This is a genomic window from uncultured Georgenia sp. (genome assembly GCF_937958535.1).
Taxonomy (GTDB): Bacteria; Actinomycetota; Actinomycetes; order Actinomycetales; family Actinomycetaceae; genus Oceanitalea.
In genome coordinates this window covers 1-14,137 of record NZ_CALGNQ010000250.1, presented here as the reverse complement: position 1 = coordinate 14,137, position 14,137 = coordinate 1, and the positions used below count along the sequence as shown (strand labels likewise).

The 14,137-nt window shown below is 75.7% G+C and carries 11 protein-coding genes, 1 pseudogene and 1 riboswitch; of the genes and pseudogenes, 4 read left to right on the top strand and 8 right to left on the bottom strand.

Features of this window, described 5'->3' with window-relative positions; all coding sequences use genetic code 11:
- Positions 1-97: riboswitch (SAM riboswitch) on the top strand. This riboswitch is flagged as partial in the annotation.
- A gap of 292 nt (positions 98-389) precedes the next feature.
- The 4 genes from Q0195_RS13525 (at position 390) to Q0195_RS13510 (ending at position 5,950) form a co-directional block, all read left to right on the top strand.
- Positions 390-1,352, top strand: coding sequence for a hypothetical protein (locus Q0195_RS13525; RefSeq protein ID WP_299279407.1), 963 nt, complete (start codon positions 390-392; stop codon positions 1,350-1,352).
- 153 nt (positions 1,353-1,505) lie between these two features.
- Positions 1,506-2,390 (top strand): universal stress protein, encoded by an 885-nt coding sequence (locus Q0195_RS13520; protein WP_299279405.1) that lies wholly within the window; start codon positions 1,506-1,508, stop codon positions 2,388-2,390.
- Positions 2,391-2,579: 189 nt separating this feature from the next.
- On the top strand, positions 2,580-3,569 hold the full coding sequence (locus Q0195_RS13515) for a helix-hairpin-helix domain-containing protein (RefSeq protein ID WP_299279403.1): 990 nt from the start codon (positions 2,580-2,582) through the stop codon (positions 3,567-3,569).
- Positions 3,566-5,950: a ComEC/Rec2 family competence protein gene (locus Q0195_RS13510; protein WP_299279401.1), complete on the top strand. Its 2,385-nt coding sequence runs from the start codon at positions 3,566-3,568 to the stop codon at positions 5,948-5,950. The genes Q0195_RS13515 and Q0195_RS13510 overlap by 4 nt, the downstream gene beginning before the upstream one ends.
- 207 nt (positions 5,951-6,157) lie before the next feature.
- On the opposite strand, the gene Q0195_RS13505 is transcribed toward Q0195_RS13510, so the two are convergent.
- The 8 genes and pseudogenes from Q0195_RS13505 to Q0195_RS13475 all read right to left on the bottom strand — a co-directional run.
- Positions 6,158-6,700, bottom strand: coding sequence for an NUDIX domain-containing protein (locus Q0195_RS13505; protein WP_299279399.1), 543 nt, complete (start codon positions 6,698-6,700; stop codon positions 6,158-6,160).
- An 8-nt stretch (positions 6,701-6,708) separates the two neighbouring features.
- Positions 6,709-7,704: a DNA polymerase III subunit delta gene (gene holA / locus Q0195_RS13500; protein WP_299279397.1), complete on the bottom strand. Its 996-nt coding sequence runs from the start codon at positions 7,702-7,704 to the stop codon at positions 6,709-6,711.
- A gap of 283 nt (positions 7,705-7,987) precedes the next feature.
- Positions 7,988-9,373: an amidohydrolase gene (locus Q0195_RS13495; protein WP_299279395.1), complete on the bottom strand. Its 1,386-nt coding sequence runs from the start codon at positions 9,371-9,373 to the stop codon at positions 7,988-7,990.
- Between the two features lie 32 nt (positions 9,374-9,405).
- Positions 9,406-9,882, bottom strand: a complete 477-nt coding sequence (locus tag Q0195_RS13490) for a solute carrier family 23 protein (RefSeq protein WP_299279393.1) — start codon at positions 9,880-9,882, stop codon at positions 9,406-9,408.
- A gap of 25 nt (positions 9,883-9,907) precedes the next feature.
- Positions 9,908-10,654: pseudogene (locus Q0195_RS15810) on the bottom strand (solute carrier family 23 protein); the annotation flags it as partial.
- A gap of 548 nt (positions 10,655-11,202) precedes the next feature.
- Positions 11,203-12,171 (bottom strand): DMT family transporter, encoded by a 969-nt coding sequence (locus Q0195_RS13485; protein ID WP_299279391.1) that lies wholly within the window; start codon positions 12,169-12,171, stop codon positions 11,203-11,205.
- Between the two features lie 82 nt (positions 12,172-12,253).
- Positions 12,254-12,514: a 30S ribosomal protein S20 gene (gene rpsT, locus Q0195_RS13480; RefSeq protein ID WP_299279389.1), complete on the bottom strand. Its 261-nt coding sequence runs from the start codon at positions 12,512-12,514 to the stop codon at positions 12,254-12,256.
- Between the two features lie 225 nt (positions 12,515-12,739).
- Positions 12,740-14,137 (bottom strand): BCCT family transporter (locus Q0195_RS13475; protein ID WP_299279387.1); only part of this gene is annotated, 1,398 nt, incomplete at its 5' end.

Here is a 14,137-nt window from a genome sequence, read left to right as displayed (position 1 = left end):
GTGCGCTAAGCCCCGGCTTGCTGGTCGGCAACCCGCCACGTGCGGTGGGTGCCCCGGGTGAAGACCTGGTCCCGCGGACTGCGGGGCAACGCAGTGCACCGATGCGGTGCTGAGCACGAAGGAAGAGATGGCGATGACCACGCACCACAGCAACCCCCGGCAGATCGTCAGCCGCAGTGGCCGTTGCATGTGCATGTGCATGTGGGCTCGCCCCTGTATGTCCGCCTGAGACATACCAGCGATGCCTCGGCGCGACGCGCGCCGCCGCATCACCCCTGGGCCAGCCCCCGGACGCCGGTGAGTGACACACCGGGCGCCGGACCCGGCGGACCAGGTCCCCCTTCCTTCCGCGCGCCTCCCGGCGCCGCTGACTCGAACGGTGTCCTGCCATGCCCACTGCATTCCTGCCCACCCGTACCACCGAGACCACCTCGACCACCGCGACGATCGCGCTGGACCTCTCCGGCCTGGGCGCACCGGCCCGTGACCGTGACGTCGTCGCCGGGCTGCCCGCCGAGCAGGCGAACCTCGTCCGCCTCGCCGCCTACGCCCGGGCCGCTCACAAGGGTGGGGTCTCCTTCGTCACCCTCGGCGAGAGCTTCCGCCTCCGCGCCGACGCCGCCCCGCGTGCGAACGCCTGGCTCGACCCCGTCGTCGCCGCCCGCCGGATCAGCCCCAGCGCCGGCGGCACCGGGCTCGTCCCCAGCGTCCAGCTCGGCCGCGCGGACGCCGCCGTCGCCGCCGAGCTCGCCCAGTTCAACCGCAAGAGCGGCTCGTGGCCGGGCCTCCAGGTGTCCCGCGACCGTGGCGGTGACGTCACCGCGCTGCCCGAGCTCGGTGACCTGCTCGAGGAGCTCATCCGCACGACGGCGGAGCGGTCCAGCCAGCGCCCGGCAGTCGTGCTGCCCTTCGAGGAGGAGTCCGAGCTGCCGGCGGCCGCCGAGCTCGCCGACGTCGTGCGGCTGCGCGAGTCCGACCTGGCCTGGGCGCGTGAGCTGCGGTACGCCGTGCGTTCCGCCGCCCGCGCCGCGGGACGCCGGCCGGTGAAGGTGCTCGTCGACCTGCGAACCGTCATCGCCGCGGACTACGAGTCCGCCCGGGCCCGCGCCGACCTGCTCACCGACATGGCCGGTGGCGACGCCGACTGGGCCGGTGCGCTCGAGGCGGTCGGCACCGTCGGTGACGTCGTGGCGACCATGGAGAAGTGGCTGGAGGCGGGCGCCGCGGACGGCTTCGTCGTCCTGCCCGGTTCCATCCCGGCCGACGTGTCCCGGCTCGTACGCGGCATCATCCCCGCCCTGCGTGCTCGCGGGCTCGTCGACGGCCCGGAGGCCCGTCCCGTCCAGGTCTGACCCGGCAGGTGCCCGAGCAGGGCGACCCTCGACAGGTAGCGGCGCACCCGACCTCCGAACCGCCGGGGCGAGCGGCCGCGCGCGTGCCATGATGGGCTCGCCGGCCGAGCCGGTCCGGCCACCCGTGCGGGTGTGGATGGCTCAGGAGTGCCCATGACCGATGACTTCCCCGCCGGCAGTGTCGTGGTCGGCACCGACGGCTCCGCCAACGCCGAGGTCGCCGTGGACTGGGCGGCCGAGGAGGCGGAACGGCGCGGCGTCGGCCTGCACATCCTCTACGCCTTCCCGTGGATCTCCCGGGCCCGGGCCTGGGAGTTCGCCCCGCCGGCGGACGCGGAGAGCCGCGGGGCCGAGCTCGTCCGGGCCGCCGCGGAGCGCGTCCGTGCCGCCCACCCCGACCTGTCCGTGACCACCGAGGCGCGTGTCGAGGACCCGGCGATCGCGCTGGTGTCGGCCTCCACCCGGGCCGGCCTCGTCGTCGTCGGACGACGCGGCCTGGGCGGGGCCGAGGAGCTCCTGCTCGGCTCGGTGTCGCACAAGGTCGCCGCCCACGCGCGGAGCGCCGTCGCCGTCGTCAACGCCAGGCCGAGCGCGGGCGCCGCGGCCCCCGTCGTGGTGGGGATGGACCCGGAGGAGGGGGCCCCCGAGGCGGTGGAGTACGCCTTCGAGGAGGCCCGGCGGCGCGGCACCCGCGTGGTCGTCGTCCAGGGTGCCCAGCACGACGCTGCCTTCCCCGACTTCCCGGACACCGGCATCACCGAGTACTACGAGAAGGCGGCGGGGGAGGCGGCGCGGCTCACCGCCGAGCGGCTCGCCGAGTGGCGGCAACGCTTCCCGGACGTCGAGGCGGAGCTGCGGCTCATGCGGGAGCGTCCCGTCCGGGCGCTGGTCCGCGCCGCCGAGGAGGCCGGCGTCGTGGTCGTCGGCAGCCGCGGACGCGGTGGGCTCACCAGCATGCTGCTGGGGTCGGTGAGCCACGGGGTGGCCAACCAGGCCCCCGTCGTGGTCATCGTCCGGGCCGGCGTCGAGGCGACGTAGCGAGCCGGTCACCGACCGGCCGGTAAGGCGAGGACGGGACGCGGCTCCCCGCACCGTCCGCCGGCGGGTGCGCGGTCCGCTCGCGCCGACCCGGGTGGGTGCTCCCCAGCGTCACCGCGGCGCCGTGACGTCCCCGGGGCGTGCAGGGCGGCGGCCGACGGACGAGGACCTCGCCGTAGCGTCCCGCCCATGCGTGCGACCCGCCGGGGCAGGCCGGACTCCGCGGCTCGGCTCCGGGCCCTGACCCGCCGGGCCTACACCGCCACGGCCGGACACCTCGACCTCGAGGCGAACCCGGAGCGGGACGAGGACGCCGCGCGGGAGTTCGACCGCATCGTCTCCGGTGGGCCGCCGGACCCTGCGCACAGCAGACGGGACCACCGCGCGCAGGCGGCGCGCCGATGGGCGGTGTCCGGCCGGGCGGTGGTCGCGGTGCTCGCCGTCCTCACCGCGGTCACGGGGGCCGTGGTGGCCCGGGCGATCGCCTCCGGCCCCTCCGACGCCGTCCCGGTGCCGCAGCTGCAGGCGGCCCACGGCGCCCCGCGCGGGGACGACGGCTCCCGCGACGATCCGGCCGGCGCACCCCGGACCGCGGCGGGCGGGCAGGGGAGCGGCGCACCCGAGGAGGGTGGGGACGGGAGCGGCACGGCGTCCCCGCAGCCCGGGGACGGGCTGTCCGACCCGGCCGCGACGCACGCCGCACCGGAACCACCAGCCGCGCAGCACGCGGGCGTCGTCGTCCACGTCGCCGGGGCGGTGGAACGCCCCGGCGTGGTCGAGCTGCCGGCCGGGTCCCGCGTCGCCGCCGCGGTGGACGCGGCCGGCGGGGCCCTGGGCGACGCCGAGCTCTCCGCGGTCAACCTCGCCCGCCTCGTCGTGGACGGGGAGCAGGTCTACGTCCCGCGGGCGGGGGAGGCGCTCCCCGGTGCTGCCCCACCGGGCCCACCCACGCCGGCCGGGACGCCGGCGGGCTCCGGGGACCCGCCGGGCGTCGTCGACCTCAACACCGCCGACCTCGCCACCCTCGACACCCTCCCGGGCGTCGGTCCCGCCATCGCCCAACGCATCCTCGACTGGCGCGAGGCGCACGGCCCGTTCCACTCGGTCGACGAGCTGCTCGAGGTCTCGGGCATCGGGCCCGCAACGCTCGAGCGGCTGCGGGACCGGGTGCGGGTATGACGCTCGACCTGCGGCTCGTGCCCGCCGCGCTCGGTGCCTGGGTCGCCGCCTTCGGCGGGGTGCTGCTCCCGCCGGCGCTCGCGGCGGGCGGTGCCGGCGTGCTGCTCGCCCTCGCCCTGTGGGCGGCGTGGTCGCTGTGGCGCAGGCCCGGCACCCGCCCGAGCCGGCGGGGACGCCACCGGGACCTCACCGGGCCCACCCCGCAGGCCACGGTGGCGCTGGCGCTCGTCGTGGCGGCACTGGTCCTGCTCTCGGCCGCGGCGCAGGTGCACCAGCGCGCCGCCGGGCTGCTCGGTGACCTCGTCGCCACCGGGGCGGTGGCCACCGTGAGCGGGCAGGTGACCGGCGACCCCCGGCTCTCGGCCACCCCGCCGGAACGGGGCGGGGGAGACCGGGTGATGGTGCCGCTGCGGGCGGACGTCGTCGAGGGCCGCGGGCTGGCCGCGCGGGTTCGGGCCCCGCTGCTCGTCCTCGCACCGCCGACCTGGCAGGACGTCCAGCTGGGCGCCCGCGTGGCGCTGTCCGGGCGCCTCGTGGCCGTGGAGCCGGGCGAGGACGTCGTCGCGCTCCTCGTGACGCACGGGCCGCCCGAGACCCGGGCACCGCCGCCTGCCCACCACCGGGTGGCGAACCGGATGCGTGCGGGCCTGGTCGCCGCGGTCGCGGACGCACCGGCCCAGGCGCGCGGGCTGGTCCCGGGCATCGCGGTCGGTGACGACTCGCGCATGCCCGCCGACCTCGACGCAGCGCTGCGGACCGTCTCGCTGACACACATCACCGCGGTCTCCGGGGCCCACGTCGCGATCGTCCTCGGCGCGGTGCTCGCCACCCTGAGCTGGGCGCCGCGCTGGGCCCGCGCGGTGGTCGGTGGCCTCGTGCTCGTCTGCTTCGTCGTCCTGGTGCGGCCGGAGGCCAGTGTGCTGCGCTCGGCGACGATGGGCGCGATCGCGCTCGGCGCGCTGCTCCTCGGCCGACCCTCCCGCGCACTGCCGGCGCTGTGCAGCGGGGTCGGGGTGCTGCTCCTCCTCGACCCGTGGCTGGCCCGTTCCTACGGCTTCGTGCTGTCGGTGCTCGCCACCACCGGCCTTGTCGTGCTCTCCGGCCCGTGGGCATCCACGCTGGCCCGTCGGCTGCCCCGCACCCTGGCCCACGTCCTCGCCGTCCCCGCAGCGGCCCAGGTGTGCTGCGCCCCGGTCATCGTCCTGCTCGACCCGGCGGTCGCCACCTACGCGGTCCCGGCCAACGTCCTGGCCGCCCCGGCGGTGCCGCCGGCGACCGTGCTCGGTGTCCTGGCCACCGTCCTGGCGCCGTGGCTGCCCGCACTGGCGGAGCCGCTGGCGACGGCGGCCGGCTGGTGCACCGGGTGGATCGCCTGGGTCGCGCTCGGCTGCGCAGACCTGCCCGGCTCCCGGGTGCCGTGGCCCGCGGGCCTCGCCGGCGCCGGCCTGCTCGCCGGGGTCACCGTGCTCGCCCTCGTCCTGGCCGGACGGGGCCCGCGGGCGAAGGTCGTCGGCGTGGCGGTGACCGGTCTGGTCGTCCTGCTCGCGGTGGTGCCCGGGCCGCGCCGGGCCGTGGGCAGCCTGGTCGCCGGTGTTCCGGGCGACTGGCTCCTCGTGCAGTGTGACGTCGGGCAGGGCAGCGGGCTGCTCCTGCGCTCGGGTCCCCGCGCCGCCGTCATGGTCGACGTCGGCCCGCCGGGGGAGGCGGCCGCGGACTGCCTGCGGCAGGCCGGGGTGCGCCACATCGACCTCCTCGTGCTCACCCATCTCCACGCCGACCACGTCGGGGGCCTGGAGGAGGTGCTCGACGCGGCCGTCGTCCACCGGGTGCTGCTCACCCCGCACGACGCTCCCGCCCCGGCCGAGGTGCGGGTGGAGGCGGCGCTCGCCCGGGAGGGCGCCGCCCTGGAGCGGCCGGTGGCCGGGGCCGCGGGGGAGGCCGGGCAGGACGTGCGCTGGCGGGTGCTGTGGCCCACGGCTCGGGCGATGGAGCTGGCGACCCCCGGGGACGACGCCGCGGCCAACGACCTCTCCCTCGTCGTCCGGCTCGAGACGGGCGGCATGAGCGTGCTGGCGCTGGGTGACCTCGAGCCGGCAGGTCAGCGCGGCCTGCTGGGCGAGCTCACCGGCGGCGCGCCGAGTGTGCAGGACGACGTCGTCCTCGTGCCGCACCACGGCTCACCCGCCCAGCTGCCCGCCCTGGCCGAGGCGGTCGCGGCTCCGCTCGCACTGGTGAGTGTCGGCCGGGACAACGACTTCGGGCACCCGGCCCCGGCGACCCTCGAGCTGTACGGCCGCCGCGGCGCGCTCGTGCTGCGCACCGACGAGTGCGGCGTGGTCGTCGTCGTGCGCCGTGTCGACGGGCTCGCTGCGCGGTGCTGACCAGGCGCCCCGTCGACGGGCTCGCCGTGTTGCCGACGACGTCGGGGTCGCCTGCCGTACTCGCCGATCGCGCGTCGGGTGCGTCCTGGAGTGCTCATCGGGCGCGCGTCGGGTCCGCTGTGCCGTGCTCAGCGGGCGCGCGGCAGGCTCGCCTCCCGCTGCCGAGCCGGGCCTCGCACGGTCGGGCGGCGGAGGCGGCCGGTGCCGCTACGGCGCGGGGAACCCGAACGTCATGACGGCCGGCACCGCGCCCGCGGCCAGCGCCGCGAGCACCTGCCGCTCGTGGGGAACCACCGGCTCGGTGAGGGAGTCGAGCCGGTCGAGGCGGACCCAGCGCAGGTCGGTGGCCTTGGCCTCGCGCAGGCTGGGCTCGCCGGTCCACCGGCGGCAGGCGAGGAAGAAGTCGACCCGTTCGTCGACCGCCAGCCCGCTGCGCTGGGTGCGGTGCATGGCGGTGAGCGGGAGCAGGTCGTCCGCGGCGATCCGGATACCGAGCTCCTCACGCGCCTCGCGCAGCGCTGCCTGCAGGACGCTCTCCCCGGCCTCGACGTGCCCCGCCGCGCCGCAGGCCCAGTGACCGTCCATGAACCCGGTGTGGGCGCGCAGCTGGAGCAGCACGTGGTCCACGCCGTCGTCGTCGGGACGTAGGAGCAGGACGTAGGCGGCCGGGACGACCCGGTACCGGTGGACGGGCCCGGCGCCCGAGGGGTCGGCAGCCGGGTCGGCCGGCGTGGGCTCCGGCCGGCTCACCGGGCCGCTCACCGCCGGCCCCGGCTCGCGACGATGCGCAGGACGGCGCGCTCGACGGCGAACACAGGGTCGCGGCTCTCGCCCTTGACCTCGGCGTCGGCGGCGGCGACCGCCGTGATCGCGCGGGCCAGACCCTCGGGGCTCCAGCCGGACAGCTCGCGGCGCGCGCGGTCCACCTGCCACGGCGCCAGGCCCAGGCTGCCCGCCCCGCCGCGACCCGCCATCGCCTCCACCTTGGCCATGGTGCGGAGCTTGACGGCGAGGGCCGCGACGAGCACCACCGGGTGGGCGCCGCTCTCCACGGCGTGGCGCAGCAGGGTGACCGCCTCGGTCGCGTTGCCGGCGATCGCGGCGTCGGCGACCTTGAAGCCGGTCGCCTCGACCCGCCCGCCGTGGTACCGCTCCACCACATCGGCGGTGATGCGGCCGGTGGTGTCGGCGACCAGCTGCGCGCAGGCCGCGGCGAGCTCACGCAGGTCGGAGCCGACGGCCTGGACGAGCGCCTGGACCGCCTCCTGGTCGACCTGCCGCCGCGCGCGCCGGAACTCCGCGGACACGAAGGCGGCCTTGTCGTGGTCCTTGAGCGGTTCGCACGACACGACGGGGTGGCCCGCCCTGGTCACGGCGTCCAACAGCTTCTTCCCGCGGACGCCGCCGCCGTGCTGGAGCACGAGCCAGACGTCGTCGGCAGGGGCGGCGAGGTAGGCCAGGGCGTCCTCGATGAAGGCGTCGGTACAGCTCTCGACGCCGGTGACGACGATGCACCGGGCCTCGCCGAACAGGGACGGGCTCGCGAGCATGCCGAGTCGGCCGGCGTCGTAGCCGGCGGCCTCCAGCCGGGTCACCTCCGTGCCGGGGTCCGCCTCCTTGGCCAGGGCGACGACGCGGGCGACGGCACGGTCGCTGAGCAGGCCCTCACCTCCGCGGACGAGGACGACGGGGGCGAGCGGCGCCTCCTCCCAGCTGAGTCCGGAGGGGGCGGAGCGACGAGACTTCGGGGGCACGTGGCCAAGCCTGCCACGGCCCGGGGACAGGACGGTCCGTCCACCGGTCCGCGTCGCCCCGGGGTGGGCGCGGCGATGGGCGGGGCGGGCGCGGCAACCGGTGCTCCGCGTACGCCGGGCAGGCGCTGGGGCCGGCGCCCCCGCGCGCGCCCGAGGCGAGCGCTGAGGCCGGTGCACCGCCGCTCGGCAGCACCTGGGCGGGTGGGCACAGCGACTGCGGCCGGTAAGGGCCGGCCGCAGCGCCGGTCGGCTCACCGCACGGCCCGCCACTGCACCGGGCAGGTCACCGCTCCGCCAGTCGTGAGGCGAGCCCCACCCGGCGGGCGAGCTCCCCGCCGCGGGCCTCGGCCTCCGCCACGGCCTCGGCGGCGTCGACCCGGGTGGCGCGCCCGTCCTCGTACACCACCTCGCCGTCGACGATCGTCATGGTGACGTCGCTGCCGGTGCAGGAGTAGACGAGCGTGGAGACCACGTCGTGGAGCGGGGCGTGCCGCGGCTGGCTGACGTCCACCACCGCGAGGTCCGCCAGCCGCCCCACGGCCACCTGGCCCGCGTCGAGGCCGGCGTACTGTGCCCCGCCCCGGGTGGCGAGCGCGAAGACCTCACGTGCCGTCGCGGCCTCCGGGTCCAGGGTGGCGAGCCGCTGCACGTAGACCGCCTGCTTCATCACCTGGAACATGTCGGAGCAGTGCCCCGCCGAGCCGTCGGCGCCCATCCCCACCGTGGCGCCCGCCGCGCGGGTGTCCCGCAGGCGCATCGCTCCGGACGCGAGGTACTGGTTGGACTGCGGGTTGTAGCTGAGCCCGGTGCGGGTCTCGCCCACCGCCGCGACCTCGGCGTCGTCGAGCCAGATGGCATGGGCGATGGTGGCCTCCGGGCCGAGCAGGCCCTCCTGGTGCAGCCACTGGATCGGCCGCACCCCGTAGGCGTCGAGGTAGATCTGCGGGTCCGCCTCGGCCTCGGAGCAGTGGGTGTGCCACCTGGTCCCCTCCGCACGGGCGAGCTCGACCGCCCGCCGCACGAGGTCCTGGGTGTTGTAGATGACGTTGAGCGGGGCGGGCCACACCTCGACGCGGGTGCCGCGGCGGGCGGCGATGCACTCCTGGGTCATCGCCACCTCCTCCTCGTCGCTGTAGCGGAACAGCGCGTCGGAGAGCCGGCCGTCGATCGCCACCTGGGTCTTCTCCCCGGTCATGCCGCGGGCGATGACACCGCGCAGGCCCACCTCGTCCACGGCCGCGGCCACGGCCAGCACGGTCTGCACGTCCGACGGCGCGTAGTGGTTGTCCACGACGCACGTGGTGCCGCTGCGCGCCGCCTCCAGGGCGCCGACGGTCACCCCGGCGACGGCCTCCTCGCGGGTGATGCCGCCGGCGTAGGGCCACATGAACGTGCTCAGCCACGGCCACAGGGCCATGCCCTCGCCCAGGCCGCGGCCGAGCAGCTGGAAGAGGTGGTTGTGGCAGTCGACCAGGCCGGGGATGACCACCCGTCCGGTGCAGTCCACGGTCCGGCGCGCCGTGTGGTCGGCGAGCTCCTCCGGGGTGCCGACGGCGGTGATGACCGACCCGGTCACCGCGACGGCCCCGGGGTCGAGGACCCGCCACTCGTCGTCCGCGGTCACCACGGTCCCGCCGGTCAGGAGCAGGTCGCAGGTCTGCTGGGTCACTGGTTGTCCTCCGATTCCTTCGAGGGGGTTGGTCAGGGGGTCGGTCGCGCCGGCTCGCGCTGCTCCGGCCGGTCCTCGGTGCGCTCGCGCAGCACGAGGTTGAGGACGATCCCGACGACGACGGCGGGGACGACACCGGTGCCCAGGAGCGTGACGAGCTGGTCGGGCAGGACGGCGATGGCCTCGGGGACGAGTCCCAGGCCCTGGCCGACGGTGAGGGAGACGGCGACGACGATGAGCAGGCGCTGGTCCAGACCGGTCTCCCCGAGGAGCTTGATCCCGATGGCGAGGACGTTGCCGAAGAGCAGGATGGCCGCGCCGCCGAGGACCGCGGACGGCATCGCGGTGATCGCCGCAGCGCCCTTGGGGAAGAGGCTGAGCAGGACGAGGATCGCGCCGGTGGCGGTGGCGACGTGCCGGCTCAGGATCCCGGTGAGCGGGACCAGCCCGGCGTTCTGGCTGTAGGAGGTGCCTCGGCACGGTGCCGAAGAGGCCGGCGAGGAGGGCACCGACGCCCGAGCCCGTGACCATGCCGGTGTACTCGCGTGCCGTCGGCTCGCGGTCGGCCGTCCCCTTGGTGACGGCGACCATGGAGCCCATCGAGTCGAGCACGTTGACCAGCCCGGCGACGCCCATGGCGACCATCGCGGCGGGCTCGAACGCCACGCCGAACTGCAGCGGGACCGCCACGGACACCCTGGCGGCGTCGGCCACCGGTTGCCAGTCGACCATCCCGAGCGGGATGGCGACGACGTACCCGACGGCGAGGGCGAGGAGGATGGCGGCGGCGCTGAGGAGGCCGCGGCCGTAGTGGCTCAGCGCGATCGCCAGGGTGAGGACCAGGGCCGCGAGCGCGAGGTTCCGGGGGCTGCCGAAGTCCGCGCTCCCGGCACCGCCGGCGGCCATCTCGATGCCCGTGGGGATGAGGCCGAGCCCCACGCTGGTCAGGACGATGCCCAGGACCACCGTGGGGAAGAGGAACATGAGGCGGGGGATGACGAGGCCCGCGAGGAGCTGCACCACACCGGCGACCAGCGCCCCGCCGAAGACGGCGGGCAGCCCGTACTCCACGGCCACGGGGAAGGCGACCGCCGCGAAGACGAAGCCGCTGCCGTTGACGATGGGCAGGCGGGCGCCGACGGGTCCGAGCCCGACACCCTGGACGACGGTCGTCAGGCCCGCGACGAGGATGGCGACCTGGATGAGCGACGTCGTCTCGGCGGCGTCGGCGCCGATGAGGCCGGCGAGGATGATCGGGATGGTGACGTTGCTGGCGAACATCGCCAGCACGTGCTGGAAACCCAGCAGGACCTGCATCCGCAGCGGCGGATGAAGGTCCGGGTCGGTCGATCGGTAGGCCGCCAGCCTGCTGGCGGCACGGGTCGGCTGTCGCGCCATCGTCGGAGTCCCTCGCTCTGGTGGACGTCGGTCGTGTCCGGGCGTGGGCAGCGGCGGGTGCCGAGGGCGGCGTCGGGGAGCCGCGGCAGCCCGCGGTGGGCGGTGGGGCGACGGGGGTCTGGTCCGCACAGTCGTCGTCGTGCCGCACGCGGGCGTTCACGCCCGCCGTCCGGACGGGGTGTCCCTGAGGTGAACACCTGTCGATCACGTTATCGGCGGCCGGGCGGTCGGCCGTGGGACCTCCGTCCGGAACCGGGCGAGGAGGCCGCGGCCGGCTCATCGTGCGGCCGGCACGGGGGCCTGCCCGCGTCGCCGGTGCAGGTCGGTGCGCCCGGCCGACCGACCCCGTCCGGCGGGCCTCGGCACAGTGGCTGCCCGCCGGCGCCCACCGCCGGCCGACCGGACCTCCTCGGCCGGGCCCCGGGGCAGGGCTACCGGCCCCGACGCAGCCGGCCGGTGCGGTGCGAGGCGACGAGGATCGCGACCAGCGCGAGGACCGTCCCGGCCACCGTCGGCAGGCTCACCACAGAGCCGGCGACCGGGGCGAGGACGTCGAGCGCCAGGGAGGCGAGGAGCTGGCCGGCGATGGTGCCGAGCCCGACGACGAGGACGCCCGCATGCGGGACGAGCGCCGCGGAGCCGGCGATGAAGACCATCCCGTACAGCCCGCCGGTGTAGAGCCACCACTCCGGCGGGAGGGCGTCGGGCACCCCGCGCCCCCGGACCGCGGCGGCGATGAGCAGGGCCAGCGTCCCGGCGACGAAGTTGGTCACGACCGCGGTGAGCGGGGTGCCGGCGACCGCGCCGACGCGGGCGTTGGCCGCGTGCTGGAAGCCGGTGAGCAGCCCGGCGACCAGCGGCAGCACGGCGGGGACCACGACCTCCACCCAGGGGCGGTCGGTGAGGGAGGCCGAGGCGGACAGCGCGACCGCGACGAGGACCAGCCCGGCACCCACGAGCCGGGCCCGGGTGGGGCGGCGCCGCACGTCCTGGGCGAAGCCGACGGCGTCGGTGAGGAGCCCGCTGATGGTCTGGCCGGCCACGACGGCGACGGTGAAGACGGCCACGCCGACGAGCGCGACCACAGCGGACTGGGTGAGGACGAGGATGGCACCCACGGTGCCCGCGAGCAGGTACCCCGGGGGCAGCTCCCGCCGGCGGACCGCCCCGGGCAGGCGACCCAGCCCCCGCCGCACCGACGGCAGCACCGTGGCGACGACGACGAGGACCGCCAGGCCGCCCCCGAAGCTCACCAGGGCGGCGCTGACGGGGTCGGCGAGGCGGTCCCCGAGCTCGCCGTTGACCCGGGACTGCAGCGGGACGGTCGCCCCCGTGCAGGCGGCGAGGAGGGCGGCGAGCCAAGCCGGCAGCACGCGCCGACGGGACGCCGCGGCGGTCATCGGTCCTCCTCGGTCGAGCGGGGCCGGGAACGACGACGGCGCCGCACCCCGAGGAGGGGGCGGCGCCGTCGGGAGGGCCGGATCAGAGGCCGGCGACCTGCTTGGCCAGCTTCGACTTGCGCTGGGCGGCCTGGTTGGCGTGGATGACGCCCTTGCTCACGGCCTTGTCGAGCTTGCGGCCGGCGGCCTGCAGCGCGGTGGTCGCGGCCTCCTTGTCGCCCGCAGCGATCGCCTCGCGCACGCGGCGCACGTAGGTCTTCAGCTCGGTCTTCACGGCCTTGTTGCGCAGCCGGGCCTTCTCGTTGGTCAGGATGCGCTTCTTCTGGGACTTGATGTTCGCCACGTGTGGACTTCTCCTACAACTCGCCGGAGTGATGGGTCGGTGAGGGCTGTGCGAGTGGCCGGGACTGGGGCGTGGGGATACCCGTGGTCGGCCACAAGCCGGCCCCCGCACGACCTGGCGGAGGCTCAGCGAGGTACTTTACCAGGTTCCCGGGGGCCCGCTCGGGCCGGCCGGTGTGGCGCCGGTCATCCCCGTGCGGGGCCCGTCCGCGGCGGGTGGCGCCGGTCAGCCGCGCGGGTTCGTCCGCGATGGGTGGACGCCGGTCGTCGATGGGTGCTCATCCGGGGCGGGCGCCGTCCCGCTGGAGGTCCTGGTCACCGTCGCCGTGCCGGCGCCGTCCGGCGTCTCGTCCTCGATGACCCCGGCGCCGTCCTCCTCCTCCACGAGCACCGGGTCGACAGGCAGGGGCTCCTGGTCCGGCTCGAGCTCGGGGACGACGGTGAACTCGTCGTTGTCGTAGGCGTCGTCCTCGGTGCGGCGTGCCGCCTCCTCCGGCGGCAGCACCCGCCGCCAGCGCAGCGCCCGGACCGGGGGTCCCTCACCTGCGTCCTCCTTCAGCGCCGCGAGGATGGTGTAGATCATGACGTAGCCGATGACGAAGAACGGCAGGCCGACGACGATGATGACCTGCTGCAGCGCGGTGAGCCCGCCCTCGCCGGTGGCGGCGAGCATCGTCGCCGCGACCGCCCCTATCGCCACCGTCCAGAAGACCCGCTGCCGCCGCGGCGAGGTCTCCGGCTCGTCGTAGCCGTTGCTGATCATGTCCATGACCAGTCCGGCGGAGTCCACCGAGGTGGTGAAGAAGATGACGACGAGGGCCACCGCGAGCACCTGCATGACCGTCGTCAGCGGGAAGTTCTCGAGGAAGACGAAGAGCGCCTGGGCGACGTCCTGCTGCTCGACCACGGGGCCGACGAGCTCACCCGGGTTGTCCCGCTCGACGGCGAACGACGCCCAGCCGAAGACCCCGAACCACAGGATGCTGAACGCCACCGGGGCGGCCAGCACACCGGCGACGAACTGGCGGATGGTGCGGCCCTTGGAGATCTTGGCGATGAAGATGCCGGTGAACGGGGACCACGAGATCGTCCACGCCCAGTAGAAGACGGTCCACTGGTTCTGCCAGCCGGAGTCGTTGATCGTGTCGTTCCAGAAGGAGAGCTGGGGCAGTGCCGCGGCGTACAGGCCGACCGACTCGATCGTCCCCTTGACGACGAAGAGCGTGGGGCCGGTGGCGACGACGAAGCACAGCAGCCCGACCGCCATGACGATGTTGAGGTTGGACAGCCGTTTGATGCCCTTCTCCAGCCCGACGCTCACCGACACCACGGCGATGGCCGACACCGCGACGATGATGGCGATCTGGACGACACGGTTCTGCCCGACGCCCCACAGCGAGTCCAGGCCGCTGTTGATCTGCAGCGTGCCCAGCCCCACCGACACCCCTACGCCGAAGATGGTGCCGACGACCGCGACGACGTCGATCGCCGCACCGACCGGGCCGTGGATCCGCTCCCCGAGCAGCGGCTGGAAGATCGAGGACACCCGCGGCGGCAGGTTGCGCCGGTACATGAAGTAGGCGAAGCCCAGGGCGGGCAGCGCGAAGATCGCCCAGGTGTGCAG